Annotated in this window: 27 protein-coding genes, 1 pseudogene and 1 other annotated feature; of the genes and pseudogenes, 10 read left to right on the top strand and 18 right to left on the bottom strand. The window is 35.2% G+C overall.

Translation table 11 applies throughout. The annotated features are described in order from the left end of the window. Positions 1 to 79: 79 nt before the first annotated feature. The 11 genes from ACZ5N5_RS05955 to ACZ5N5_RS05905 all read right to left on the bottom strand — a co-directional run bounded on the left by ACZ5N5_RS05955 (position 80) and on the right by ACZ5N5_RS05905 (position 9,679). On the bottom strand, positions 80 to 1,318 hold the full coding sequence (locus tag ACZ5N5_RS05955) for an IS256 family transposase (RefSeq protein WP_464372494.1): 1,239 nt from the start codon (positions 1,316 to 1,318) through the stop codon (positions 80 to 82). A 95-nt stretch (positions 1,319 to 1,413) separates the two neighbouring features. Further along, positions 1,414 to 2,007 (bottom strand): hypothetical protein, encoded by a 594-nt coding sequence (locus tag ACZ5N5_RS05950; protein WP_464373436.1) that lies wholly within the window; start codon positions 2,005 to 2,007, stop codon positions 1,414 to 1,416. Between the two features lie 81 nt (positions 2,008 to 2,088). Continuing rightward, positions 2,089 to 2,925, bottom strand: a complete 837-nt coding sequence (locus ACZ5N5_RS05945; protein ID WP_464373435.1) for a recombinase family protein — start codon at positions 2,923 to 2,925, stop codon at positions 2,089 to 2,091. 13 nt (positions 2,926 to 2,938) lie between these two features. Next, entirely contained in the window at positions 2,939 to 3,097 is a 159-nt protein-coding gene (locus ACZ5N5_RS05940; protein ID WP_464373434.1) for a hypothetical protein, read from the bottom strand. 88 nt (positions 3,098 to 3,185) lie between these two features. Then, positions 3,186 to 3,911: a hypothetical protein gene (locus ACZ5N5_RS05935; protein WP_464373433.1), complete on the bottom strand. Its 726-nt coding sequence runs from the start codon at positions 3,909 to 3,911 to the stop codon at positions 3,186 to 3,188. A gap of 339 nt (positions 3,912 to 4,250) precedes the next feature. Then, a complete protein-coding gene (locus ACZ5N5_RS05930; protein ID WP_054788718.1) occupies positions 4,251 to 4,586 on the bottom strand; it encodes a GIY-YIG nuclease family protein in 336 nt (111 codons plus the stop codon). Continuing rightward, entirely contained in the window at positions 4,587 to 4,775 is a 189-nt protein-coding gene (locus ACZ5N5_RS05925) for a hypothetical protein (protein WP_054788717.1), read from the bottom strand. It lies immediately after the preceding gene. A gap of 3 nt (positions 4,776 to 4,778) precedes the next feature. Continuing rightward, positions 4,779 to 5,597: a recombinase family protein gene (locus ACZ5N5_RS05920; protein WP_464373432.1), complete on the bottom strand. Its 819-nt coding sequence runs from the start codon at positions 5,595 to 5,597 to the stop codon at positions 4,779 to 4,781. 176 nt (positions 5,598 to 5,773) lie between these two features. Further along, a complete protein-coding gene (locus ACZ5N5_RS05915) occupies positions 5,774 to 6,112 on the bottom strand; it encodes a hypothetical protein (protein WP_054788714.1) in 339 nt (112 codons plus the stop codon). 202 nt (positions 6,113 to 6,314) lie between these two features. After that, entirely contained in the window at positions 6,315 to 8,093 is a 1,779-nt protein-coding gene (locus ACZ5N5_RS05910) for an HNH endonuclease (protein WP_464373431.1), read from the bottom strand. Positions 8,094 to 8,185: 92 nt separating this feature from the next. Then, a complete protein-coding gene (locus ACZ5N5_RS05905; RefSeq protein ID WP_464373430.1) occupies positions 8,186 to 9,679 on the bottom strand; it encodes a hypothetical protein in 1,494 nt (497 codons plus the stop codon). A gap of 127 nt (positions 9,680 to 9,806) precedes the next feature. Between ACZ5N5_RS05905 and ACZ5N5_RS05900 the strand changes: the two genes are divergently transcribed. After that, a complete protein-coding gene (locus tag ACZ5N5_RS05900; RefSeq protein ID WP_464373429.1) occupies positions 9,807 to 10,871 on the top strand; it encodes a toll/interleukin-1 receptor domain-containing protein in 1,065 nt (354 codons plus the stop codon). A 319-nt stretch (positions 10,872 to 11,190) separates the two neighbouring features. Here the strand turns inward: ACZ5N5_RS05900 and argS are convergent, their stop codons facing one another. The 4 genes from argS to ACZ5N5_RS05880 form a co-directional block, all read right to left on the bottom strand. After that, positions 11,191 to 12,879, bottom strand: a complete 1,689-nt coding sequence (gene argS / locus ACZ5N5_RS05895; RefSeq protein WP_464373428.1) for an arginine--tRNA ligase — start codon at positions 12,877 to 12,879, stop codon at positions 11,191 to 11,193. Positions 12,880 to 12,924: 45 nt separating this feature from the next. Next, positions 12,925 to 13,145 (bottom strand) — a binding site (T-box leader). A gap of 134 nt (positions 13,146 to 13,279) precedes the next feature. Then, positions 13,280 to 14,272 (bottom strand): virulence RhuM family protein, encoded by a 993-nt coding sequence (locus ACZ5N5_RS05890; protein ID WP_464373427.1) that lies wholly within the window; start codon positions 14,270 to 14,272, stop codon positions 13,280 to 13,282. 315 nt (positions 14,273 to 14,587) lie between these two features. Further along, positions 14,588 to 15,037 (bottom strand): hypothetical protein, encoded by a 450-nt coding sequence (locus tag ACZ5N5_RS05885; RefSeq protein WP_054788710.1) that lies wholly within the window; start codon positions 15,035 to 15,037, stop codon positions 14,588 to 14,590. Beyond that, the gene (locus ACZ5N5_RS05880) at positions 15,027 to 15,284 is read right to left on the bottom strand and encodes a helix-turn-helix domain-containing protein (protein WP_054788709.1); all 258 of its coding nucleotides are present in this window, start codon (positions 15,282 to 15,284) and stop codon (positions 15,027 to 15,029) included. The genes ACZ5N5_RS05885 and ACZ5N5_RS05880 overlap by 11 nt, the downstream gene beginning before the upstream one ends. Before the next feature lie 186 nt (positions 15,285 to 15,470). On the opposite strand from ACZ5N5_RS05880, the gene ACZ5N5_RS05875 reads away from it, so the two are divergent. Next, positions 15,471 to 15,950: a hypothetical protein gene (locus ACZ5N5_RS05875; RefSeq protein ID WP_464373426.1), complete on the top strand. Its 480-nt coding sequence runs from the start codon at positions 15,471 to 15,473 to the stop codon at positions 15,948 to 15,950. Positions 15,951 to 16,188: 238 nt separating this feature from the next. On the opposite strand, the gene ACZ5N5_RS05870 is transcribed toward ACZ5N5_RS05875, so the two are convergent. Next, complete coding sequence (locus ACZ5N5_RS05870) at positions 16,189 to 17,109, bottom strand: phage/plasmid replication domain-containing protein (protein WP_464373425.1); 921 nt, start codon at positions 17,107 to 17,109, stop codon at positions 16,189 to 16,191. A gap of 445 nt (positions 17,110 to 17,554) precedes the next feature. Between ACZ5N5_RS05870 and ACZ5N5_RS05865 the strand changes: the two genes are divergently transcribed. The 3 genes and pseudogenes from ACZ5N5_RS05865 to ACZ5N5_RS05855 all read left to right on the top strand — a co-directional run. After that, positions 17,555 to 17,722 carry a hypothetical protein gene (locus tag ACZ5N5_RS05865; RefSeq protein ID WP_464373424.1) on the top strand — a complete coding sequence of 56 codons (168 nt, stop codon included), beginning with the start codon at positions 17,555 to 17,557 and terminating at the stop codon, positions 17,720 to 17,722. A gap of 1 nt (position 17,723) precedes the next feature. Then, positions 17,724 to 19,199, top strand: a complete 1,476-nt coding sequence (locus ACZ5N5_RS05860; RefSeq protein WP_464373423.1) for a recombinase family protein — start codon at positions 17,724 to 17,726, stop codon at positions 19,197 to 19,199. Between the two features lie 72 nt (positions 19,200 to 19,271). After that, positions 19,272 to 20,276 (top strand): annotated as a pseudogene (locus tag ACZ5N5_RS05855) (recombinase family protein); the annotation flags it as partial. A 651-nt stretch (positions 20,277 to 20,927) separates the two neighbouring features. Here ACZ5N5_RS05855 and rlmH read toward each other — a convergent pair. Further along, the gene (rlmH, locus tag ACZ5N5_RS05850) at positions 20,928 to 21,407 is read right to left on the bottom strand and encodes a 23S rRNA (pseudouridine(1915)-N(3))-methyltransferase RlmH (protein WP_464373753.1); all 480 of its coding nucleotides are present in this window, start codon (positions 21,405 to 21,407) and stop codon (positions 20,928 to 20,930) included. 163 nt (positions 21,408 to 21,570) lie between these two features. Here rlmH and ACZ5N5_RS05845 point away from each other — a divergent pair, with 163 nt between their 5' ends. The 3 genes from ACZ5N5_RS05845 (at position 21,571) to ACZ5N5_RS05835 (ending at position 23,875) form a co-directional block, all read left to right on the top strand. Further along, complete coding sequence (locus tag ACZ5N5_RS05845; protein WP_054788704.1) at positions 21,571 to 21,930, top strand: Lin0512 family protein; 360 nt, start codon at positions 21,571 to 21,573, stop codon at positions 21,928 to 21,930. A 25-nt stretch (positions 21,931 to 21,955) separates the two neighbouring features. Then, complete coding sequence (gene mgrA, locus ACZ5N5_RS05840; protein WP_464373422.1) at positions 21,956 to 22,948, top strand: L-glyceraldehyde 3-phosphate reductase; 993 nt, start codon at positions 21,956 to 21,958, stop codon at positions 22,946 to 22,948. Positions 22,949 to 23,035: 87 nt separating this feature from the next. After that, positions 23,036 to 23,875 (top strand): Cof-type HAD-IIB family hydrolase, encoded by an 840-nt coding sequence (locus tag ACZ5N5_RS05835; protein ID WP_054788703.1) that lies wholly within the window; start codon positions 23,036 to 23,038, stop codon positions 23,873 to 23,875. Between the two features lie 45 nt (positions 23,876 to 23,920). On the opposite strand, the gene pdxR is transcribed toward ACZ5N5_RS05835, so the two are convergent. Continuing rightward, positions 23,921 to 25,399: a MocR-like pyridoxine biosynthesis transcription factor PdxR gene (pdxR, locus tag ACZ5N5_RS05830; protein WP_464373421.1), complete on the bottom strand. Its 1,479-nt coding sequence runs from the start codon at positions 25,397 to 25,399 to the stop codon at positions 23,921 to 23,923. 106 nt (positions 25,400 to 25,505) lie between these two features. Between pdxR and ACZ5N5_RS05825 the strand changes: the two genes are divergently transcribed. Then, positions 25,506 to 26,288, top strand: a complete 783-nt coding sequence (locus ACZ5N5_RS05825) for a PhzF family phenazine biosynthesis protein (RefSeq protein ID WP_464373420.1) — start codon at positions 25,506 to 25,508, stop codon at positions 26,286 to 26,288. A 77-nt stretch (positions 26,289 to 26,365) separates the two neighbouring features. Next, on the top strand, positions 26,366 to 26,941 hold the full coding sequence (locus ACZ5N5_RS05820; protein WP_277680094.1) for a LysE family translocator: 576 nt from the start codon (positions 26,366 to 26,368) through the stop codon (positions 26,939 to 26,941). Positions 26,942 to 26,951: the final 10 nt, after the last annotated feature.

Here is a 26,951-nt window from a genome sequence, read left to right as displayed (position 1 = left end):
TTATGATACGGCTCTGCGAGCTTTATTAGATGGTAAAACATTATCAGAAGAAAAGGGCTTGTCAAGAAAAGTGTGTAAGTTATTCTAAATACTTCAGCACACGTTCATTAAGGTGATCATGAATTAACAGCTGATTCATGACCATTGCCCATTGTTGAATATGGCCGCCTTCCCATTTATTTTCAAGTTCTTTGGTTCGTAAATATAATACTTTTAGAAGGGCGTTCTCGTTTGGGAATGCTCCTTTTTTTGTCACTTTTCTAAAGCTGGAATGTATACTTTCTACGGCATTCGTAGTGTACATAATTTTGCGTATCGCACTTCCATAATCAAATAATTGTTCCACATGGGAGAAGTTTCGTTTCCAAACGTCAACTGCTCCAGGATAGGTAGCCCATTGTTGTTGAAAGGTTTCAAATGCACTATGACATGCTTTAAGGCTTGGTGCTGCGTAAACCTTTTTTAATGCAGCAGTAAAAGCTTTATAGTCTTTACTTGGAACATACTTAATCGAATTTCTAATGAGATGAACCATACAGCGTTGTACGACAACTTGTGGGAAAATGGCACGAGCTCCATCTTCTAATCCACTTACTCCATCCATAGAAATAAAGAAAATATCTTCTACACCACGAGCTTTTATTTCATCAAAGATTTGCATCCATTTATGCTTACTTTCCGTTTCATTTAACCATAAACCAAGAATGTCTTTCTTTCCTTCCATGGTATAGCCTAACATGGTATAAACAGCGTATTTCTTGGTTTCGTAGTCGTTACGTACGGTCGTATAAAGACAATCTACGAACACAAAAGGATAACAGTTGCTTAAAGGACGACTTTGCCACTCTTCTAAATCAGGAAGCACTGTATCCGTAATATCGGATATCATTTCATGAGACACGGAGAATCCATAGATATCTTCAATCGTGGATGAAATATCTCGCTGAGACATTCCTCTTGCATACATGGAGATGACTTTATCCTCGATGGCAGAAACATCTCTTTTACGCTTGGGAATGAGGTGTGGTTCAAATGAACCGTCACGATCACGAGGTACAGCAATATCCACTTCGCCAGCAGTCGTTTTGACTGTCTTTTTTCCGTACCCGTTCCGTCTATTGTTTGTTTCCTTTTCTCCTTTATCATTGGATTCATAGCCCAAATGATGATTCATTTCACCTTTTAACATCGATTCAAACATCGGTCCGAATATGTCCTTTAATGCATGTTGCATATCTTCTACAGACTTTGGTTGATACTGTTCAATAATCTTGTTAGCTAATTCTACGGAGTTAGGATCTCTTTTGGGTTTGCCCATTTAAAACACTCCTTTAGCTTTATAGTTATTATTCTACCAAATAAAAAACTGTGTGAGTAAGAAACCGTACGCATTTCTTACTTACACAGTTAATATTACACTCCCGAAGAAAACCAGAAGGTAATCTTTTTAATTTCCTTCCGGTTCTCCTCCACCTGTATTTCTTTTATTAAAGACCTAACAAGTAATTTTCTTTCCTCATCGCTAACCATTTCAAATAATTTATTGAAATTTTTTAGGGCATAAATAATTTCATCCTTATTTATAGAACGTTCATTACTAGTAATTTTACTATCTGATTTCCTTATATTTCTTTCTAAACTTTCTATCTCTTTCTGTAGATCGTTCATTAACCTGTTGTAAGTGGTACTTTCTAATCCACCTGCAAAATAATCTTTGTCTAGCTTTGCACGTTTCTCTAAAGCTTTGTTCAACTGTCTGCGGAAAATCTTCTTATCAGCTATATATGTTTCATTAACCTTCTCGTTATCACTGTTAAGCTCTTTTAACAGTTCGCTTAAGATATCATTGTTGTCTATTAGGAATGATATTTCACTCAGCACTTTTTGTTCTACAACTTCTTTTTTTATTAAATTTGCTTTGCAAACCGCTTTCCCTTTGCTGTGGTATGCCTGGCACATATAATAAAGGTGGTAGTCCTCACTATTTTTCTTCTTTGATTTGCTCATTACTGTGCCAGCACCACACTTTGGACACTTTAATAACCCTGTTAAGAAGAAGTTTCCATTGAAATTCCTATTCGAAGTAAACTATTTTTTTTGGAACTCATTTATCTGCTGAACCTTTTCCCATAATTCTAACTCTATAATTGGCTCATGCACACCATCTACAATCAAGGGTTCAGTTTTCCCTGCCCTTCTCTTTGTATTCCATTCTTGATGCTTTCTCCATACCATCTTACCTATATAAATGTGATTATTTACAATTAGTTTTATTCCTGGGATGCTAAACTCCTTTCCCTTTTTGGTCTTTGTACCCCGACTGTTTAACCTATTGGCTATAAATTTATATCCTTTTCCCTCTGCCCTTAGCTTAAAAATTTCCCTAACGATTCCGCTCTCTCGTTCGTTAATAACTAACTCCTTATCGACTGAATCATAACCTAGTATTGAACCGCCATTCCAGTAACCTTTTTCAGCTCTTTTTTGCATTCCTGCATTAACTCGGTCTATAATAGTTGCTCTCTCATAGCGTGCAAATGTACTAAGTAATGAGATAAACATATGCCCTGTTGGTGAGGAAGAATCCATATCAATAGATGTTATTATTAACTTTTTATTTCTTGGGGTTAATTCATTATCTATCAGTGAAACTACATCTGTATTATTTCTCGAAAGGCGGTCAACTTTCCAAACTAAGATAATATCTATTCTATTGTTAGTTAGATCGTTAAACAGTCTTTGAAATTCAGGCCTATTAAAGTTCTTACCTGAATATCCCCCATCACTATATACATCAAATACTTCATATCCCTTTTTTTCAGCGAATTCTTTCAACGTGCTTTCTTGTGCTTCGAGGGAATGTCCTAGAGTTTGTTCCTCCGTTGAAACTCTAATATAAATTGCTGCTCTGTTTCCTGTGTCCAATGCAGAATACCTCCTAGCAGGAAGATGGAATGTTATCTTCATTGTTCTTCAACAATTGTCCATCATATTTTTTTATCAACTGTGCAATTACTTTAATTGCTTCTTCTTTTTTAATTTCTGATTCATTATATTTTGAGTAGGTTAATTTATTTTTTTCGTTCACTTTATACACCTCTAACTACAATAAGTAACCTTTGATTAATGATATCTGACTATCCCACACACTCTTTAGCATTTGGTCAAAATTCATTTCTTCTTGACTATCTAATTGTTTTTTTAATACTCTTCTGTAATGCCTTGAAAATTCGTTGATTGCCAATTTTACCGTTAAGCAAACAAATTAACATGGCTTTATATATGGGGTTAATCGTTTTTTCTAGGTTAATTATTGTACCTGTGTATAATTTATTGAAAGACGGCAGATCAGTTAATAATTCCTCTACCATTTTTACTTTATTAGGTTTATAGACCATCTCTACTCTTGTTAGCTCTTCATCAATAACCACACCTTTACTCGCTAACTCTTTCTTCTTATCATAAATACGGCAATATCCATGTTTACCACGTTGACCCTTACCCCCAAAGTACCGTGTACCTTGAAATAAATTCATCTCCCTTCCTGTATTAGAAGTAACAAGCAAATTACTTAGATGTATTGGAAAGTCAAATGCAACATCCATAGAAACAAAATAAACATCTCGACTTATCTCTTTCAGTTTTTTTAGTAAAAATGAAAATTCACATAAGTATTCAGGTTGTGTTTCTAATCGAAGTTTCCCAACTGGCTTCCATATTTCGTATTTCGATTGATAATAAAGTTTAATATAGGTATCATTTTTGGTTATCTGCAAACAACGGTGATAGTGAAAACCCTCATTACTTTTTATGTCGCTAATATTCCAGTCATCCTTTATTGCATCAAAAAAGTTTAGAGGTATGTTGACATATTCTATTACCAATTTGTCTAGCTTTACACTGGCTAACAATAAGCTCATCTCCTTAATATCTGATTTAAGGTGATAAGTTTTATAAGTTTATAAGTGGTGATTGGTTGATAGATTAAGTACTTAATTACAAGAACTTACTTGTTACAATAGTTAATTTAGCAGAAGGGTTATTTACGCCACGAGAACCTTTATATATAATTGTTTTTGTGTTTAATAGGGGTTAACATGGTGTAACCATTCAAAATTGCATAGCAACCAATCTCGTTACATATTTAACCTATTGGAAAAATCATCTCTTTTTTAAATAGTAAAAGAAATTTTTTATAAAAAAAGATCAAGCTGCATAGCTTGACCAGTATATGGGACTTTTAAAGCATCCTAATATCGATACTTGTTTAGCTTTGGATTTAATAACCTGATATATTCCCTCTCTAGGGACGTAACATCTCCTTTTAAATTCTTAATGCCAATTAGCAGTACTTCTTGGAAATGCCCGGTCAATTTATCTTGGTACAAATGTTCTGGAACTCGCTTTCGTAAATTAGTTGAAGAACCAACATAGAGTACTTCAAGTCGATAGTTAAGTACTGCATAAACACCTCTTTTATAACCATCTTTCTTATTTTTGCTGAACCATTTTGAAATATCAGTCCTATTGAATCCTGGTGTAACAATATAATCGTCAAATAAACTAAGGCAGTTGTTTATTTCCATTTATTTTTCTCCTCTCCAACCTAACTCTTTCTTAATTTCTTCTTCGATTTTCTCTATACGTACCTTTTCTTTTGCTAGTTCTTCAAACCATTGTTTATCGTCTAACTCAAGCGCTTTGTGCATAAGTTCTAAGTAGTCCTTTGAAGACTTTCTCGGTAGATTTATCAATCTCTCAATATCATATTTCAAAAGCTATGCCCCCTTTCTTTGGTTCTTTCTTAGTTGGGATTGAACTTTGCCAAAAGATATTTTATTAATAAGTGGTTGATGTTGTCCTTTTACAATTAAATCTAAATGTCTTACTTCTCCCAAGTAGAAGCGATTAGTTAAGATATTTCGTATCGCCATAGTAGAAAAATCTTTTCCATGATGCGTTTTATAACCTAACTCAAACAAAGAATGTTGAACCTTCCTAATGGATTTTAAGTCTAAATAACTTCTAAATATTTCTCTAACAATTTCCGCTTTCCCGTCATCAAATACCACGATAGGCTTTTTAACCCCTTCATGCTTCCACTTGTAGCCAAGAGGGGGATTCCCACACGCCTTAGTTCCACCTTTAGCTTTTTGACGTCTTCCATTTGCCAGCTTCATATTAATGCTTAATCGATCGTATTGATCAAGTAGTTCCATCATTCCATTAAGTAAAAAGTCATTTGGATCTCTGTCGTAAATGGAATAGGTAGGTTGTTCAATGCTAGTTACTATTGCATTGTCCTTCATAAGTTGTCGTTTAATCATTACCTTGGCATTATCTGCTCTCCATAAACGGCTAGTATTCATTACAACCACTCTTTTGATAACTCCCTCGGATAAAGCAGCGAATAAGTCCGTTATCCCATCACGTGGAAATATAGTACCACTCACACCTAAGTCCCTAAAAATTCCAACTATTTCTAACTTATTTATTTTGCAGTACTCTTTAATAGCTGTTTCTTGAACATCTTTTCCATATCCCTTTTCAGCTTGGGTTTCAGTCGAAACACGAACATAACCAAAAACTTTTTCCATACATACACCACCTTCCTAAATTTGTAAAACGAGTATAGGACCTCTCGTTACTTTTGTAAACTCTTATGTATAACTATTTACAAGAATTTTAAATAGCTACTTATTTATAGGGGTGCTACTTTATATATACGAAAAAAGCAGGAACGCTCTATGCGTTTCCTACTTTTAGAAATTTTTTATATTTCAAATTCATAATCACTCGGTAATCCATATTGCTCTCTTAACTCATTGTACCAACGTTGCTTATCTTCTTCCTTATGTTTGATATATTCATTGTACTCATAAAATAGTTGGTATAAAGTTTCATCCTTAACAGCACGTTCTATAAATTTAACCCGCTCCTCTATTTGGGGGATAAATTTTTCTCTAACATAAGGAAACAAGAAGTTTTGCTTGTACTCACTTCTCGAATTTAATATTTCCTTTGCAATTGGGGATAGATATACATCCTCTAAAACTTTTTCAAAAATAACTGGATCAAAGTATGGTTTCCTGTTTGAAATACTATTTTTCATGTTTTTTCCTCCTCCTTTTGATCATATAGAATATATTTGAAAATCTGCAGGATTTTTAAGTAAACTGTAAATAAAAAACTCATGACGGTACTACCATCATGAGCTCTTGATTCTATTCGTATTTTTATAAAAACCTTTTAAGGTATTAATGTTACTCCATGCAGGTATAACCATCATGAAGTATGAATTTTTATAAGAACATTCATTTACTTGTAAGATACGCACTAACTAATTTATTCAAATTATAATCTGTAATCATAGGTTCCAAGTATTGAGTAATTAGTTTAATTTCATCAGGGTTGATTATTTCTTGGGAATATTCTATTGATGCAGAGATAGATCTTAGCAACATATCTAAGACCCCGCCACTAACTTTTCCATATTTTTCATTTTTCTTTTTCCTATATACTTGTGTTCTTAAATCATTTATATCAGAAGTCTGGTTGATGTTTAATTTTGAACAAATATAATAAAAATCAGTATCAGAACTTATACTTAGAATATAAATTAATGCATCATAAATGCTGTCAATAGCTTTCTTTTCAAGGTAGGTTTCTGTAGTTACTGAATAGTATAACTGCAAAGAGTTCACCAATTCAATTAACTCGTTAACTCTTGTAGTTTTATAAATGTCAATATAACGATTACTATTACGAAAGTATAAGTTATTGAATGTATTGAGTTCTTTATACTCATCAAATGAGACGCCTTTCTTAAACCCTAGTTTATTCCTACTAAGAGAGGAATCGTATGAATACATTACTAAGGGAATAAATTCATTAGTTAACCAATGATATGTTTGTTCTACTGTCCAATAATCTCTTATTCCATAATTCTTATTCTTTTCAACGTCCCACCAAACCAACCAAACTTCCTCTGTAGGTTCCCAACTATCATTAGAATCTACTAAACTATGAATAACACAATGAAAACCCGAATTATACTGTGGTGTTGGTTCATTATTATAAACCTTAATTATATTTCTCCCGGATGAATCAAAAATATGCCATTTACCATTTCCATGGTAATTATCATGTTCATCCGCAAACTTTAGCATTAATCCCCATAATTTCTTATGTATCTTGATAAGCTTATACTTTGTCAAATCATTACTTAATGGAAGAAACTCTTTGCAAGTTAATACTTTCTCAATTTTTTCTATAGCTACTATATACTCGCTAATAAATCTATCTACTACCTCACAAAGGTGCATAGTTTCATCCTTACTCAGATTGAACCTACTACTTCCTAATTGTATAATATAGTTGTCTTCGCTTAACTTATCAACTATGTAAGGACGCATTAATTGGTCTGTAGGAGTTTTTGTTCCCTTAAATAATGTTTGAAGGATTTCATTATGCGTTAAAGTTATACTCATACCACGTATATAAAAACTATTAAATGTGAATAAGCAGCTTCCTTCAGGTTCGTTAAGTCTTGGGAGATAGCCATCCAACTTTACTGAATTATATTTTATTGAACGAAAGTTTGTGAATTCATTTTCATACTCAACAAATTCATCACCATAGTCAGAAACAAAATTATTAACTTGATCTATGTATTCCTCTAATTTTAGTTCTCCAGATTTAACAGCCTTCCGCATAGTCTCTATTTTAAGAGCATAATTTGATTCTTCTAAGTATTTTTGTATTTCTCTATTTACATCACTTATTTTATTCTTAGCTTTTCTTAATAGTTTTGCAGTTATTTCTTCAGGTGCTTCATAGTAACTTTTTTCTCTATTACAATAACCACATGCAGGTCTCAAATTGTACAAACTATTCAACTGAAAATCCTTATGTAAATCATATTTTTTTAATACTCTGTAAAGCTCATTATGATCTTTCTCAATACTCTCTGCAATGATATGGTCTATCTGTAACTGTGTGTAACCTATAGGTTCTCCACAAATTGCACACTTCTTATTATATGCTTGCCATAGAGCATACCTAACTTCTGACTTTCCTTTAAGTTGCTTCATTTTTCCTCCTAATAAAACAAGAAAGTTAAATTATTTGTAAACTAAAGAGGTGAGAGACCAGTTCATCTCACCTCTTTATAAAACTTTACAGTTTAAGAAACCTTAATATACTTTAACGCTTCTTGATATCTCGAATCATTCCAAACCTTATTAAGGGATTTTTTTGGGAAATTAATGATAAAGTCTAATGCTTTGTTAATGTGAACATCTGTTGTTTTAGTCTTTAAATACTCTGTTAACTTACGAATTCTTACATCGGGTTTTGAGACATCTAAATCAAAAACAAATTCATTATCCTCAAACAGATAAAGGAAATCTATTACCTCTCTCACGGTAAATGATTCAATAAACTCTTTATAATATTTGACCGCATTTTCATCAATGCCTTCCCTATATCCTTTTCCGTTACCTGCAAAACAAATTGTAATTACTTTAACGAACAATTTCCTTGCAGCGTTTGGTATTTTACCCTTAGGTAAGGATTCTGCTATAGATTTCGCATGAGGGGACTCATTGTAAAAATTATTCCACTCAAAGTGAACTGTCCTTAAGTTTTGCAGTTTTTCTATTAACTCTGCGGAAAGACTATCTTCATCTTTATAAGCAAGACCATTAACTAATTCTAAAAACTTTTGTGTGGCCTCTTTCCTATCTGTATCCCCGTTCTTCCTATAAACCCCAAACTTTGCCCCTATAGAATACTTTGTTTCTTCGGTAGCTGATATCCAAACATGGGGAGCTAAATTTTCTATATTTGTTTTAACACTTTGCTTTTGCCTTGGGTCAGAAAATAATCCAAACATAGAAAATACAAAGTCATCTATTCTTTCCTGAGGCTGTTTAGCTAAATCTTGTCCTATTATTTCACAGTCATCAGAAGGGATTGTGCCTATCCTTACATTTTCAAGTAAGACTTTAATTTGAATTACTGAGTGGTCTGGAACAGCAGTAATGGCGTGTTTTAGACAGTGCTCCAAAAGAGAGAGCATTTCAATACCTGTTATCTCATTTTCATTTGGATGAGCTGAACTAGCATGGTTTCTTAAATAGTTGACATGTTCTAACCTTTTAAAATTAACATCATTTATTAACCCGATTCTTCGACAAATTTCTAATAAGTCATGCTCAGAAATAGCTTCTAAATCTTCTACAAGATGTAAATTTTTATATCGTGGAGATAAAGTTTCAGCAATATTAAAAAAGTGTTGAAGATCAAATTTAGATACTAAATTTCTTACAGCCTTTATTGTTTCATCCCATAAAAATGTTAACGCCCCATCAAACAACCCTACAGTCACTGCTATGGTAAACTTAGATAAATATAATGCTTTAGTCCTTTCTTCGTAAGGTAATATCTCTAAAGTGCTTTCTAATGCAAAAATTACCTTTCTTCTCTCTTCTATAGGCGAAAGGACATTCTCAGTTGGTAGTCCAATTCTAGTTAGCATATTTGCTAGCGGCTGATTTAAGGCAGCAATAGAATTATCTATTTTTGCAGGCGAATAATCACTAGGAAGGATTTCAAAAGAATTTTCTTTTTCCATAATTTCCCCCATTAATTTAATTGTAATATTTTTCTTATACATAAAATTCTATCTGAAAAGTGTTTTATAGACAACTTCTATACTCTATTATTTGCCAATTTCCTCTCCAATCAAATGTACATTATGGTAATATATTCTTAGTCTAAACAGAAGGAGTAGTAAGTAAAAAATGAAAAATTCAATTTTTTTAAGCCACGCAGTAGCTGATAGAGATTTAGTTGATCGATTTGTTGATTTTCTCAATATTGCTTTTAATATTAACCGTACTCAAATATACTGTACCTCTCTGAAAGGGACAAAACATATACGTACAGGCAATAATTTTATTGCTGATATTAAAGAGCATATAGAAGATACAGAAGTAGTACTATTTTTTCTAACACCAAACTATTTAAAAAGCTCGTTTTGTTTGAGTGAACTAGGCGCTGCTTGGGCGTTAGGTAAAAGAATTTATCCCATCCTAATCCCACCATTGGATTACAACTCCTTGGATGCTACACCATTAAAGGGTGTGACTCAATTTATTAAATTAAAAGATGAAGAATCAATATTCGACATTGCTGATGACTTTAAAGAAATGAAGCTTATTGGGGAGATTGGTACAGGATTGTTACGCGCCAAGGCTATGAGCTTTATACAGGATATGCCTGGATTATGTAAATTTGAAGAAAATCAGCATATAGATAAAGAGGATTATCAAAAGGTTTTAAAGGAGATTGATGAAATAACAAATAATAATATAGAACAAGAAAAAGTGATTCGTAATTTAAATAAAAAGATAGAAGAGTTAAAGTCTGCTAAAAACTCTAAGGAAGTTTCTGAAATCCTATTGAAAGGTTCAAATGATAAAGAAACTTTTGAAAACTTAACAGAAACTGTAAAAGAATTACTTTCTCCTCTCGATAAATTAATTGTAAGTTCAATTTATTGCAATATGTATTATTCAGGAGAAATGAGCTATTGGGTCAGTCAAGATGATTTCGCAAGAGCTCGTGAATTGGAAGCTGAGGACTATTTAATTATTGATTATGATGATGGGGAAATCGTACCTAACGAGTCTCATCCCAAAATAAAAAAATGTATTTATGCATTGGAAGACTTAAAATGGTTTCTAGAAGAAAAGTGCAGTCCAGAATTCTTCACTTATTTTGAAGATACTCATGAACGGCCATTATCCATTAATAATAAGTGGTTTTGGGAATATATATTTAAAACAAGTATAACAATGAGTTAGTATTCAGCTAACTCACTTATAAATGTCATAAAGATTAAACACCATTCAATTTTATATAGAATGGTGTTTAATCTTACTCCGAAAAATTTTTCAAAAAAGCACTTAAGCATATAACCATTAGTTTAAAGCTCTTCTTTAAATAACCTTAATCTTTTTATACATACTGTTAGTGCTATCTTCTTGTTTACCATCACTTGTGATACGGTTCACCGTGGTTATTTAAGAGGCAAAAAAACACAAATTTAACGAGCTTGGAACCACAAGCTCGTTGATATTTTTTGTTTTATTAGCGTAGATAAAGTCTATTTTCTTTCTAATACTACATTTCGTTAGGTGCTTCAATACCTAACAGTCGTAATCCTTCATTAAGGACAATTTGAACCGAATGTACAAGTGACAATCTTGCCTGTTTTTGCTCTTTATCATCTAAAATACGAACCGATCCATAGTATTTATTAAATGCTTTTGCAAGTTCAAGTACATATTTCGCAATTTGAGAAGGGTCGCTTCCATCATAAGCACGCTTAATCGCATCTGGAAAATCCATTAAATTTTTTATTATTGACCACGCTTCGACATCTGATATGTTTACTTCATCATTACTTTCATGATAATCACCTTTTCTTAAAATAGACGAGGCACGTGCATGTGTGTATTGAACATATGGGCCTGTTTCACCTTCAAATCTCAACATATCCTCCAATGAAAATTCAATATCATTTAAACGATAGTTTTTTAAGTCATGAAAAATAACAGCACCTGTCCCAACTTGACGAGCAACATTCTCTTTAGAAGCGAGAGTTGGATTCTTCTCTAAAATGTTATTCTTTGCAAGATTAATCGCATCATTTAATACGTCTTCTAATAATACAACCTTTCCTTTACGTGTAGACATTTTTTTCCCGTCTTTTAACATCATCCCAAAAGGAACATGTTTAAGTCCCTCGTGCCATTTGTACCCCATTTTTTCTAAAACAAGAAAGAGTTGTTTAAAATGAAGAGTTTGTTCATTTCCTACGACATATAATGACTTAACAAATTTATAAGTATCTTGGCGATAAATGGCGGCCGCTAAATCACGTGTTGCATAAAGAGTAGTTCCATCCCTTTTCTTTATCAAACAAGGAGGTAAATCATCGTCTATTTCTACTACTTTAGCTCCATCAGATTCTTTTAACAGTTTCTTTTCTTCCAATAACTGAACCACTCTATCCATTTTATCATTATAAAATGCTTCCCCATGAGTTGAATCAAAGTTCACACCTAATAGCTCGTATATTTTGGTAAACTCTTGTAATGATTCATCCCTAAACCATCCCCATAATTCTAAGGCTTCCTTATCCCCATCTTCTAATTTCTTAAACCATTGTCTCCCTTGATCATTCAATTTTTCATCCTGTTCTGCCTCTTCATGAAAACGAACATACAATTTTAACAGCTCTTTTATCGGATTCTCTTTTACCTTTTGTTCATCTCCCCACATTTCATAAGCAACAATTAATTTCCCGAACTGAGTTCCCCAATCACCTAAATGATTGATTCTGATTGAATTATAGCCACATTTTTCCGAGATTAGTGCTAATGCGTTTCCAATAACCGTTGAGCGTAAGTGTCCCATTGAAAAAGGTTTAGCGATATTGGGAGATGAAAAGTCAATCGTGATTACATCCTTATTTCCAATGTTTAAATCCCCATATTTTTCTTTTTTCGAAACGACTTCCTTAATGATGTAAGATGATACTTCTTCTTTATTTAAAAAGACATTAACATAACCATTTACTGCTTCGACATTCTGAAATATGTTGGGCAAAGTAAGTTCTTTTGTAAGTTCAAGTGCAATGTTTTGAGGAGACTTTCGGTAAATTTTAGCTAATTCAAAACAAGGAAATGCCAGATCACCCATATTTCCATATTTCGGTTTCTCAATCATGCTATTCAACTTACTTTTGTCCAGATGATCTTTTAATTGGTCATATAGGACATCAACAAAAGCATACTTATTATCCATTCCTATTCCCTCCTAAAATAAAAAACTCCCATCCCTTTTCGTTTGAAAAGAGACGGGAGTTTTAATTAGCCCGTGGTACCACTCTACTTGTTTTTTTAAAAAACCACTCAATTTGATAACGAGGTTCACCCCGACTCCCCCTACTTACTCATGTTCAGGAAAGCATCTACAAAGTGCGGTTCATTATTTGATCCCTGACCAGGCTCTCACCATCCCTGATTCGCTTTGCTTTCACAAATAACTACTCTCTTTGTCATTGATTTTAAAAATGTATTTTAGACTATTATATCCATTTACTTCAAAATTTCAACACCTAATTATAAAAGGATTATTTCCTTCTCTATTTTGCAACCTTTGAATAATCAAAGTTCTCATTTTGAATGTTTTTAAACAATTCTACTTATTTTAGCCGATTTCTCTTTATGAATTCATCGAAATCACTTTCAATATTCTTTTCTAACCGACTTTGATTAAACTTTTCATATTCCTGTACTGCCAATTGTTCTGCAACTTTTGCTGAGATTTTTCCTGCATTTTCGAGGATTTCCCGCCCATTGAATTGAAGGAAAGCATTCAACTTCTCAATCCAATCTTTCATGTACATTGGTTGATTACGTTCTGCTTGATCTTCTGCGTAATCAAGATACATCGTGACAATTCGATTAAGCGACTTCATTTCCTTCTCCGTCAAATAGTTTTTGGCAACTTTGACATCTTGTTTTCGTACTTTATCGCCTTTCCAGGATGTTAAGCCCATGTTTTCTTTCATTGCATCCGCTCTCTCAGCAATTAATTCGGATGCAGTATGTCCATGGATGGCAAAATGCAACTTGTTTTGCACCGTTGCAAAGAACTCTTTTGATACTTCCGCTTTCCCATCATAATCAACAGCAGTAGCATAGATGTCCGTAATCTTTTGATAAAACCTTCTCTCTGATGCCCGTATATCACGAATACGTTCAAGTAGTTCATCAAAGTAATCTTGTCCAAAGTTTCGCATCTCTTTCAGGCGGTCATCATCCATTGTAAAACCTTTAACAAGGTATTCATTTAAACGCTCTGTTGCCCATTGACGGAACTGTGTGCCTCGATGGGAACGGACACGATAACCGATTGCAAGAATCATTTCGAGATTATAAAAAGATACCTCACGTTCAACCTCACGTTTACCCTCAGTTTGAACTATTCGGTTTTTCCGAATAGTTGCCGATTCCTGTAGTTCTCCCTCAGCATAGATGTTCTTGATATGTTCGTTTATTGTATTGACACCTTTTTGATACAACTCAGCAATTGCCTTCTGTGTCATCCAAACTGTCCCATTTTCTAACCGAACATCTATTTTTGTATTGCCTTCCTCCGTTTGATAAATCAAGATGTTTGTTTCATTATTCATTAACGATCCTCCCCTATATTTCTTTTATCTATGTTGTATTTCATCTACTTTCATCGCTCCCTTTATTATAGCATGTCATGTAAGGGTAAGTATGGGTATGACATGTATGGAATCATGAGTTCCACTATGTTGCTATAATTGAATATGTAAACAATTAATGTTACATAAATGTTTACATTTCCCGAAACGTTTTTATAATCTATTATGAAATCAAATCCTATTATGCAAGATCTTCTACAAACTTATATGATTTTGCATCTGTTTGGGCAAACAAAAAAGGAAACAGAACGTTCCCTCTCTTGTGAGCCATTTTATTTATAGCTTAATGTTTATAATTCCTGAAACAGCAAACCTGTTTATCGCCATACTGGTTGGTCGCTCTTTCATCTTCATCGCATTGGAGACGTAAAATGTAACTTCCTTTACCCCTCTTTGGAATTTCATTCTTGTTCCAACAGGAAAATAGCCTTCATATTTATATTGACCGAATTCAAGAGAAAACTTTTGTGAATCAGTCATTATAAACCTTGCCTTTTCCTCATTGTCACGATACTCTTTCATAAATCGATTATCAGTGAAATGTCTTGCGTCTTGTCCTAAGTTAAGTCTTTTCTGTTTTGAAATAGGTTCCAATTCCATGTTTGCCAATATACCTTGTGTTACTTCATTGTAAATGTCTTCTCTCTCAATGAGTGACAGCATGATTATTGCTTTTTCCTTTGCTATGGCTACCGATAACATAATATCTTCATTATCATTCTTCATCCTGTTCTCCCCCTTGATCCAGTAATAACAAATCGAATAACGTAGTAACCTGGACAGAGTACACCACTGCCAGTGAATGTATCAGCCTCATTGTTGGATTTCTCCTTTTTCCTTGTTCCAATCTGTGTAAATAACTTGGAGTAATTCCCGCTTGTTGTTCTACGTCACATAGACTCCAACCGTTCTTCATTCGGCATTTGAGGAGAAACTCTCCAAATAAACTCCTATCATTCTGCACATTACTCATGTCTTCACCTTCTAATCTTGTTTTTTCGTTAAACACCTGATGAATAAACATCTATATATGATAGTTTATAGACTTGAAAAAAATTCAATTTTATAAGCGATTTTGTCGAAAAACAGCATGATTTAAAAGGGTTCTGTATAAGATAAGATAACTACTATAACGCTACCAAAAGAAAGGAGAATGCAATTGAACAGAGAAGAATTTATTACACTACCACCTGAAAAAAGAGTGGAAGAAGTTAATGATATGCTTAAACGACATACCTTAAAGGAAATTGCTAATATGTTAGGTTTTAAGTATTCAACCTTTACAACAGAAATGAGAAACAACGGAGAGTACCGATTCCTAAAAAAAAACAAGCAATATGTGCGAGCCGTTACGTTAGGTGATGTTGTGAAAAACGAAGACAATGAAGCTATTGTATTCATTAATGAAAATAAACAAGCTCTTAAACGTTTGATTGAAATATATCAATCTAACAATCTACTTGTACTTGACGAAAAGGTGTACAGCAAAAAGGCAACGTTTGAGAATAAGAGCATTAAGATGAACAAAGATATCTACAGCGACTATAGCAAATTCTGTGATAATCACTTTCCTCACCTGAAAATGCAGGATATGATCGCACAGTCGTTATTGGATTTCATGGAAAAATATAAGCGATAAACAAAGAAAAGAGCCTAAAATGGCTCTTTTTTAGCTAATTTATACAAAACTGTTCCTGGCTACATTCAGCAGAACATTTCTTCTTCTTTTGAAGGGAGTGGAATTAATACATCTTCAAATTAGTTTCTTTACCAATCGACACCTCTCCTGACTGACTTTTCTTCTTACATTATTTTAGCGAATAATTGGGAATGAATGTGTTAAATAGCAGGAAAGAAGGGGTTTATTTTGCTTGTTGTCAAATAATGAAGGGGTTTTGCATAAATGAAGGGAAATCTTTTCTATCCCTTGGGATTAGAATTGGATTGATATTGAGGTTTTCCAATTGATTGAGGAATTTGTTGAAGTAGTAGCGAGTGTTCTTATCCTTTGCCTTTTCAATGCCATAACGTGAAACATAACGAAGGAAATCGAGTAGTTGTTGTTGCTCTTTTTTACTCAGATTGCTTTCATTGATAATCTTTCTTGCACCCGAAATCTTATAATAATCGCCACTATAAACCATTGTTCCAAGGTACTGTTTCATGTACTTGACGTACAATTCTTGTTTAAAATACTCCTCTAACCATTTTTCCTTTCCTTGTCTATACTTCATATACTTCAAATGCCGATTTTCTAATCGTACTTCAAACCGCAGAATGTCCTTCTCATACTCTTCCATCTCTCTCCCCTTTGCATGAACCTCCTCTTCCTTGTCATAACAAGTTCCTTGAATACTCTTGGAGTTAAAGTAGACAGTTGTTTCGTGTCGATCAAATTTCTTCTGATGTCGATGCTTTTCTGCTGTTTTTTTATAAAGGTACAAAATAGCTTTACGATGGCTTTCTGCTATCCGCACATCCAATCGGTAATCCATCCGTATCATAACTACTCTATCGTAATACGCCTGATCCAAAAACAAATAAAACAGATAGCCTTTGAGCCGTTCCTCAACTTCTGGAAAATTCGATTCTGTAATATTTACCTTGCCCAATAGCTTAATAAAATCAACAATGAAGTGTAACCTTATCCCATATTGTTTTGTTATCCATGTTATAAACCCATTTGCATATTCATCTGCTTTACCGCCAATGTTCTCGTATGAAACTCCTAAATGATTTTCAAGAGAATGCAACTCTTCTCCCGTTAAGTTTAAATAAAAGTGTGCTGTATGAAGCATGTTCTTTTCATTCCTTTCTCTCTCGTTTTATAGGTTACGGGAAGCGGTGAAGTTATCCTCACATATTAGTAAACTCCTTATTTCATCAGGTTTCTTGTATGAAAAGGATTCACCTTCGCACAAGACTTTTTCCCAAACCACCCATATTTATTTTCTCTTACAACCACAGTTTCAGCGGTTGAATATTGCTATTGTAAAGTCAAGCTACGTTTTCTACCACTCGATTTTGGTTCTATATTGTTTTAGTAGCTTTACAAGAGATTTACAACCGTAATTTAAAAAATCATTACTTCGGTCATGTCAATTACGCAGATGACGAACGTATATTCCTATAGAACACTCAACCTATAGACATCGAAAAATTTTCTCTTATACTAATAATTACAAGAGCAAAAAAGCTCTTCCTCGAAACAAAAACCACACAACATGAAAGGAAGTCTTCAACATGAGAAAAACAAATTCCACTATTATCGACCCTACGAAATACTACGAGAATATCATTTTCCAAGAAACAGACACCAAAAAAATTCACGCAAATGATTTCATCAATAAGCTGATTGATATGGCAATAAAATCAACAGCAACACGAATCACAACTAAGGAGGAACAATAAAATGTCAAAAAGAAAAGTAGCTGTAGGCTATATTCGAGTGAGTACAGAGGAACAAACACTAAATTTTTCTTTGGAATACCAAGAGGAACATATTAGGAAATTCTGTAACGATCACAATTACGACTTAAAGCATATCTATAATGAGGGGTTCGGTTCGGGTACAAATGTCGAAGAACGTGGAGTGTTCTGTAACATGATAGCGGACTGTCTCCAAAATGACGATATTGATTATGTCATTGTACTGGCTGACCATCGTTTCGCAAGAAATCACGCAGATGCGGTTAATCTTGTTGACCGTTTAATTAAAAGTGGAACCAATCTTATTTGTGTAGCTGATAGAATTAACACAGAAAACAGAAATGACTACGATTACTTCCGAAACAAATCGATGTATTCGGAACGTCACCGAGATGCAATCCTGTTTAACTGTATGTATGGGATGCGTCAAAGAGCGAAAAATGGGCTTCCAAATGGAGGAAGAATTACTGGTTATATAAATACACCAGATGGCTACGTGATTAATGAAGAAACCTCTCCTATTGTTGAGGTAATCTTTGATAAGTATGTAAACGAGGGATGGGGTTATCGGAAGATTGCTCAATTTTTAAATGAAAAGGAATATACTACCATCAATAACGGGGAATTTGATATAAATGCAGTAAAGACAATCTTGACCAATCAAACATATATTGGATACGTAAAATTTGAGAATGAGTGGTTTGTAGGCAAACATGAACCGATCATTAGTTTGGAGCTTTGGGAAAAAGCTCAACAGTTTCTACAATTACGAAGCTATATTCCTGAAAAGGTTCATCATGGTTCTTATTTTCTAACTGGTATTTTAAAATGTCCTGATTGTAATGCTTCAATGGTTCATCATGTAAGTAGTTGTGGGAAGTACCGCTACTATAAATGTCTCAACAACAAGAACGGAAAGAATTGCAAGGCTAATTCCATAAAGAAAGATTATGCCGAAAACTATATCCTCGATATGCTTTCTTCAATTATTAATTCTCCTTATATCCAATCTCTTTTACTCCAAAAGACTTCCAGAAGAATTTCAAATGAATTGAATGAATACAAGAAGACGTTACGCAGATTGAACAAAGAGATAACAAAAACAGAGAATCGAATCCAAAAGACGTATGAATTATATTACAAAACAAATAATGATTCACACCTAAAACAATTAGAAAGATTGAATAAGCAACTGGATGCTTTAGTAAGTAAAAAAGATACGACCGATTATCAATATCAAACTTTGAAAAATTCAAATGCAATTCAGATTGTCGACTCCCTCACCACGAATTTCCGATCCGATTTCCTCCAATTAGAAGATACTGATAAAAGCAGTCTACTAAAGAGCCTAATTGAAGAAATCAAAGTAAACAATGGGCAAAAGATGAAAGAACGCAAAATTAAAGAGGTTATCTTTCATGTAACAGTTGAAGAAATACACAACTTAATATCGGCTTAATTTTTGAGAAGGGAGAACATCCTTTCTCTTTTTTGTGTTTCATATTAAACTAACAAAGAAGGGAGGATTTTTATGAATGAAATAAAACGTGTTGCCATTTACTGTCGTGTTAGCACCGAAGAACAAGCAACCGAGGGATACAGCATTTCTGCCCAATTACAAACTTTACGCCAATATAGTCAATTGTATGGTTGGGAAATCGCAGAAGAATACGTAGATGAAGGTATCAGCGGAAAAAACATTAAAGGCCGCCCCGCTATGACAAGACTTGTAGCGGATGTTGAAAAGGAGAAATTCCAAGCTGTTCTTGTATGGAAAATCTCCCGTCTTTCACGTAATATGTTGGACACCCTCACCCTTTTGGATAAATTTGAGGATTACGGGGTAAAGTTCATCTCTTACTCTGAAAACTTCGATACAGGAAGCCCAATTGGTCGTTTAGTCGTTCAACTAATGGCTTCGATAGCGGAAATGGAGAGAAATACGCTATCCGAAAACGTTAAACTCGGAATGACGCAACGAGCAAGAGAAGGTTCCTGGAATGGAGGAGTAGTGTTTGGCTATGATTCAGTGAACAAAGAACTTGTTGTTAATGAAGATGAGGCAGAAGTAGTGCGACAGATTTTTGAGATGTACGCAAGCGGGAAAGGTCTTAAAGCCATTGCCAATCATCTGAACAAAGCAGGATTTCATACAAAGCACAACAGGCATTTCTCCATTAATGGTATAGCCACCATCCTTGATAACCATGTTTACATAGGCAAAATAAGGTGGTTGCAAGTTGAAAATTGGGACACAAGGCGAAGAAAAGGGAAAAACCCTAATCCTATTTTAGTAGACGGTAAACATAAATCCATCATTTCAGAAGAGTTATGGGGAATTGTGCAGGCAAGAAGAAAGAGTAGGTCTTTTAAGCAAAAGCAATCAAACGAGCCATTTTTACTCAGTAGCCTCTTACGTTGCCCTGATTGCGGTCAAGGTATGGTTCCTTCTATTACGACAGCTACACGAAAAGATGGTACAAAAAAGAAGCATCGCTATTATGTTTGCTCTAACTTTCATAATAAAGGATCATCAGCATGCAAAGCCAACTCAATTAGGGCCTATCAAGCGGAAGAAGAAATTATCAACCGTCTTTTAGGGTTTCTAAGTGATTCTGAGAGCTTTATCAGTACCATTGAAGGACTGAACAAGCAAACAGTTCATTCAACCATGCAAATCAAAGATGAATTGGAACAGATCGTGCAACAATTGGTTGAAGTAAATGCCTTACAAGAAAAATACATGCAAGCCTTCGAGCAGAATCTCTTTCCTATTGCCATTTTACAGGAACGTTTGCAAAAGGTTTCATCAAATAAGACTGAATTGGAACAAAAGAAAAATGAACTAAGCATTTATCTCAGTTCATCCGATTCAAAGGTAATTCCACCTAATTTGGTTAGGATTCTATTAGAAAAGTTCGTAGCAGTTTTTCAGCAGTCAACGAGAGACAGACAAAAGCAATTATTTCAGCTTTTGCTAAAAAGAATATCCATCAAACAATCAAAAGATCGTTCTCGTTATGTTGACAACATTGTACTTGATTTTGACTTTTCTGAGGTCAATGTATCAAAGACCTTTACACTTATCCACATGTTGTATCGTGAAACGGATAATGAAGATGGTTTTTCACAACCATTATCCGCTTCTAACAACAAAATGTCACCTTATCTTCAACTTTTTTTGCCTCTATTTATGATACGGTTCCCCCTTCAAAATCCGAAACCCCCGATAAACCTGCTCCACCAAAACCAACCTCATCAACTGATGCGGGAACGTCATCTTGGAAAAAGACAATGCATAATAACTTTGCTGCCTAACTTCCTCACTCAACCCAAGGGATCCACCAATAACAAACACAATTTTACTCTTCCCATGAATCATAAGCTGCTCCAATTTTTCGGCAAATTTCTCGGAGGTGATCATTTGACCCTTTATTTCCAGGGAAATAATATACGCATCTCGGGGAATTTTCGACAATATTTTTTCGCCTTCCTTGCGTTTGACTTCCTCTTGTTCTGCTTCACTCATGTTTTCTGGGGCTTTTTCGTCTGGGACTTCAATTATTTCCATGTTGGCATATGCGCTTAATCGCTTCATATACTCTTGTATACCCTGTTTTAAATATTTCTCCTTTAATTTCCCAACCGCTATGATCGTTATTTTCACTTGCTTATAACTTCCCTTCCGTTAACTTTCATACTGCTATTGTAGCAAATTCTCATCCCATACACGAATCACGCTTATTGCTTTTCCCCCACTTTTACCTTAATCTTATAAGTAGGACTCATAACGAAAACGATGCATGCCATTTGGGACTGGAGGCGATTACATGGAGAAAATCATTTTTATTGAAACAGGGACAGGAATTGATGTCCATGGTCAAAATGTGACGAAAGCTTGCTTACGGGCGGTGGAAAACGCCATTCATTATAATTCGATGCCAGGGATTAAGGATTACTTACCAGAACAGGATCTACATAATATGATGGTCAATGTCCGATTGGCTGTACCAATGGACAAGGAAAAAGTCGACATTGAGAAAGTCAAAGCAGAAATCCCTTATGGTACGGTTACGGTCGAAGTAATCGATGGAGGAATGGCGACAACTTCAGGTATTGTCTTAGAGGATAAAGAGGACAAGAATGATCTGATGTATATTGTTAATGCCGCCGTAGAAGTAGGCTATTAGAAAAATTTTTCAGGGAGGAATGTCGATGCAGTATATCGCGAAGGTAAGGCGTTATCATGAAATGACATACAATCGTTGTGGGAGGTCTGGGATTAAGCTACCGGCTATTTCGTTTGGCTTGTGGAATAATTTCGGTGGCGAGGATGCGATTGCTAATCAGCGGAGAATGCTGATGAAGGCATTTGATTTAGGAATTACCCATTTTGACCTTGCGAACAATTATGGTCCACCACCAGGTATAGCGGAGCGTAATTTTGGGCGAATTTTAAAGGAAACCTTCTCTGCCTATCGGGATGAGATGATTATTTCGACCAAGGCTGGCTATCGAATGTGGGATGGTCCTTATGGAGACTGGGGATCACGTAAATACTTAATCTCTAGCCTGGATCAAAGCTTACAGAGAATGGGTCTTGATTATGTCGATATCTTTTATCACCACCGCCCAGATCCGGAAACACCCCTTGAAGAAACAATGGCCGCGCTCGATCACATTGTCCGACAAGGAAAAGCCTTATATGTCGGAATCTCCAACTATAATGCAGAACAAACCAAACAAGCAGTGGAAATTCTCGAACAACAAAAGACACCATTTATTATTCATCAAGCCGCTTATTCAATGCTAGATCGATCGATTGAATCAGGATTAACAGATGTACTCGAGGAGCATGGTGTTGGCTGTATTGCCTATGTACCATTAGCACAAGGACTTTTAACCAATAAATATTTAAATGGCATTCCTAAGGATTCACGAGCGGCAAAAGAATATATTCCTTTCCTTAATTCAAAGGATATATCCTCTGATGTACTACAAAAAATTAAACGCCTCAATGATTTGGCCCTATCGCGTGGACAATCACTTGCTCAAATGGCACTATCCTGGGTATTGCAGGAGAAAACGGTTGTCTCGGCATTAATCGGTGCAAGTCGTGTCAGTCAAATTGAGGAAAATGTGAAGGCATTACAGAACTTAACCTTTACAGAGGAAGAGTTAAAAGTAATTGATGATGTGTTAATATAAAAGAGATCAGACACCTCACTGGATCGAGGTGTTTGTTTCATTTTTTCTAAACGATCAAGAATTGACAAAAAGTTAGCAGGTGGGAATATGACAAAGGTTATTTTTATGGACATAGACAGAACACTCGTGAATGATAATGGCGTGATTCCAGAATCAGCAAGGCTTGCGGTAAAGAAGGCAAGAGAAAATGGACATCTCGTATTTATCTGTACAGGTCGCTCGAAGGCAGAGCTATTTGACGACATATTAGAGGTGGGCTTTGATGGTATTATTGGGGCAGCTGGTGGATATATGGAAGTGAATCAAGAGGTTATTTTCCATGAGAATGTCAAGGCTGAGGATGTACGGCAGCTTGTAGCGTTCTTTGATGAACATGGCGTCGACTTTTATTTAGAGTCCAATGGTGGGCTGTTTGCAAGCAAAAACTGTAAGCAGCACCTTCGTTCGATTATCGAGGATTATGTCAAGGAAAATCCCGATGCAAAGGAAGAAATCGAAAAAGGACTGCAACCATTTCATGATACTTTAATCGATGACGAGGATTTGATCAGAGAGGATATTAACAAGATTTCCTTCCTTGCATCTGACCTACCGTTCGAGCGAATCGAGCAGGAATTTGCTTCAACATTTACCGTCATTCGTAGTACGGTTCCTTTATTTGGAGAAAATAGTGGTGAGCTCTCGATTCCAGGAATTCATAAAGCTACAGCCATCGCCAAATTGCTGGAGCATCTAAACATAGATAACAAAGATACCTTTGCCTATGGAGATGGGATGAATGATTTAGAAATGATCGAATACGTACAGCACGGAATTGCGATGGGCAATGCCAAGGAAGCCTTGAAGCAAGCAGCAGATGATGTGACCGATACACATGATGAGGCTGGGATCTGGAATAGCTTTTTGAAATATGGGTTAATAGACTAAATAATGGAACCCTTTGGATAAGCGTTATCCAAAGGGCTTTTCTTTTCAAAAGTGAGGAGAGCTACCTTGTTTGTTCTTCAAATAAACAGCTGATTGCAGGAGATGACAAATGGTGGTTACTCCTTGTGTTAATGGTTGTTCATTCATATAAGAAAAGCTCAACCGCAAATGATGATTCTCTTGGTCTGCTGGATAACAAGCTGCTCCCGGTAAAAAAGTGATTTGTTCTTTTTTTGTTTCGACTAAGAAGTGATTGGTGTCCATCCAAGAAGGGAGAGTGAGCCATATATTTAATCCTCCTTTTGGTAGGAACCAAGAAACTTCTTCAGGTGCGTGTTGTGACAAAATATCCAGAACAAGATCCCGCCTAATTTTTAAAGCTATTCTTAATTTTTTTAAATGATCCATCATTCTTTTGGAAGTAATAAATGGAATGATGGCTTTCTGCGTTAATAAGGGACTTCCTAAGTCGGTGTTAGCTTTCGAAGCTAATAAACGTTTGAATATAGAACCAGAGGCTGCTAAAATTCCTATTCTACAACCCGGTGCTAATATTTTGCTTAAGCCTTTTAAGTAAATGACATGTCCTTCTTTATCAAGGCTTTTCATGGCTGCTGGAGGCTTTTTTTCAAAATAGATTTCACTGCAGGGATCATCCTCAATGACTAAGCTCTGCGTACTTTCGGCAATTTCAAGAATCTCTCTACGACGCTTAGTCGGCATTACGGCCCCAGTAGGGTTATGAAATGTAGGAACAGTATAAATGATTTTTGGTTTATATTTATCACACAAATGGTGCAGTAAGTCCACCCTCATTCCTTCACTATCAACTGGAACAGTTAGAATGGTAGCACCTCTACCGCGAAACACATCAATAGCTCCTGGATAAGTTGGAGCTTCCATCACTACTACATCACCTGGGCCAACAAAAGTACGAGCAATGAGGTCAATTCCTTGCTGTGAACCACTTGTCACTAAAATATTTTCCGGATCTGTCGACAAGTTCATTTTCTGTAAATACTCCACCATTGCCTGCCTAAGTGCCTTATCACCTTGGATCTCCCCATATTTCGATAGAACCCTTGGATTTTTAGAAAGCATGCGATGAATTTCCTGTTCTAAGTATCGATTAGGTAAAAGTCCAGGATCGATCATAGAAGAGGAAAGATGGATTTTCTCTGGTACTTGATGAAAGCGAGCAAATTGAGACCTTGGTAAATAATCTTCTACTGACAGTTGCCAATCGTATGAACTGCTCCCTTTCTTCCCTTCTACCACTTCCTTTTTTGTCTTTTTTATAAAAGTTCCCTTACCTTGAACAGATGTGATAAATCCATCCTGTTCTAGCTTTTGATAGGCTTTCACTACTGTAACTAAGCTTACACCAAGCTGTTTTGAGAGCTTGCGAACAGATGGTAGAGGCGATCCTTCTTCTATGAAATCAGAACGTATTTGATCGAGAACAGAATGATATATTTGGTTCGTAATAGACATGACAGCATTACGTTGTATTTCTATGTGCATGAGTTTATCTCCTTTAAGTGTTATACTCTGCCATTGAGTGTTATACCTTTGTAGATGTAAAATAACCGCAAATGATTAAAAATAGTATAACACTGGAGGGAATGAAATGAAATATTTCGTAGTAGATGCTTTTGCAGAAAAGGTATTTGAAGGAAATCCAGCAGGCATCTGTATCATGAGGGATTGGATTTCGGATGAGCTCATGCAGAAAATAGCGATGGAGAATAACCTCTCGGAAACAGCATTTGCCGTAAAGGAAGGAACACATTATGGACTGAGATGGTTTACACCTGGAGCAGAAATTAATCTTTGTGGTCATGCTACATTAGCAACAGCATTTATCTTATTAAATAATCATGAAAAGAAATCCAATCAAGTCAAGTTTCGCACAATCAGTGGGGAGTTAATTGTAAATCAACAAGATGATTTATATGAATTGGACTTTCCTGCTGTTCCTTCCGAAGAGATGGAGGTATCTGAAGAAATGATCCATGCTCTGGGAATCGTGCCAAAAGAAGCATTCTTAAATAGAGATCTTATTTTCGTATTAGATTCGGAGGAAGAAGTGAGAAACATAAGTCCTGACTTTGCCAAATTAGAAGCATTACCAGATGGATTGGGGGTTTGTGTAACAGCGAAAGGGAGAGAATATGACTTTGTTTCTCGAGGTTTTTTTCCTAAGCTAAAGGTAAAGGAAGACCCCGTAACAGGTTCTTTACATTGTAGCTTAATTCCGCTTTGGTCGAACAGACTAGGGAAAAAGGAAATGGCGGCGAGACAAATATCAGATAGAGGTGGAACACTATATTGTAAATACGAGGATACTCGAGTGAAAATTGCTGGAAGAGCAGTGTTATATTCAGAAGCCGAATTAACTATTGAAATTTAATTCTGCAATAATATACTATAACCCCTTCCCTCTTTCACTGTAAAATAACAGAAGAAACACGGAAGGGAGTTATCCTTATGAATATCCTATCTTTTTTAACATATTGTTTTATTGTGACCTTTACCCCTGGACCAACTAATATTGTGATATTATCGACCGTTCATCAATCAGGGACGAAAAAAGCACTGAGATATACTTACGGGGCTACGATTGCCTTTGGTTTACTACTCGGTCTCTCTGCGATGCTAAATACATTACTTGTTACGGTCATTCCTAAGATTTTAATTTTCATGCAGGTCATTGGAACACTTTATATGCTCTATCTTGCCTATCAAATCTATCAATCAGATGCCTCCAACCGAAAGGTACATGATACCGGCACCTTTCTATCAGGCTTCCTGATGCAGTTTTTAAATCCGAAGGTACTACTGTTTTGTATGACAGTCATTCCTAGCTTTATTCTACCGTACACACAAGCACCATCTGCACTAACCATTGGTGTTATCGTAATCACGATTATTGGATTTTTGGCATTTATAACATGGCTGCTTTTCGGGTCCATCTTCAGGACGTTCTTACAGAAGCATAGTAAAATAGTGAATGTAGTGATGGCATTATTTTTAGCTTATTCTGCTGTGATGATCTGGATGTAGAGGTGATTGA

The organism is Gracilibacillus sp. JCM 18966, assembly GCF_055392695.1.
This window is presented reverse-complemented; position numbering and strand designations above follow the sequence as displayed.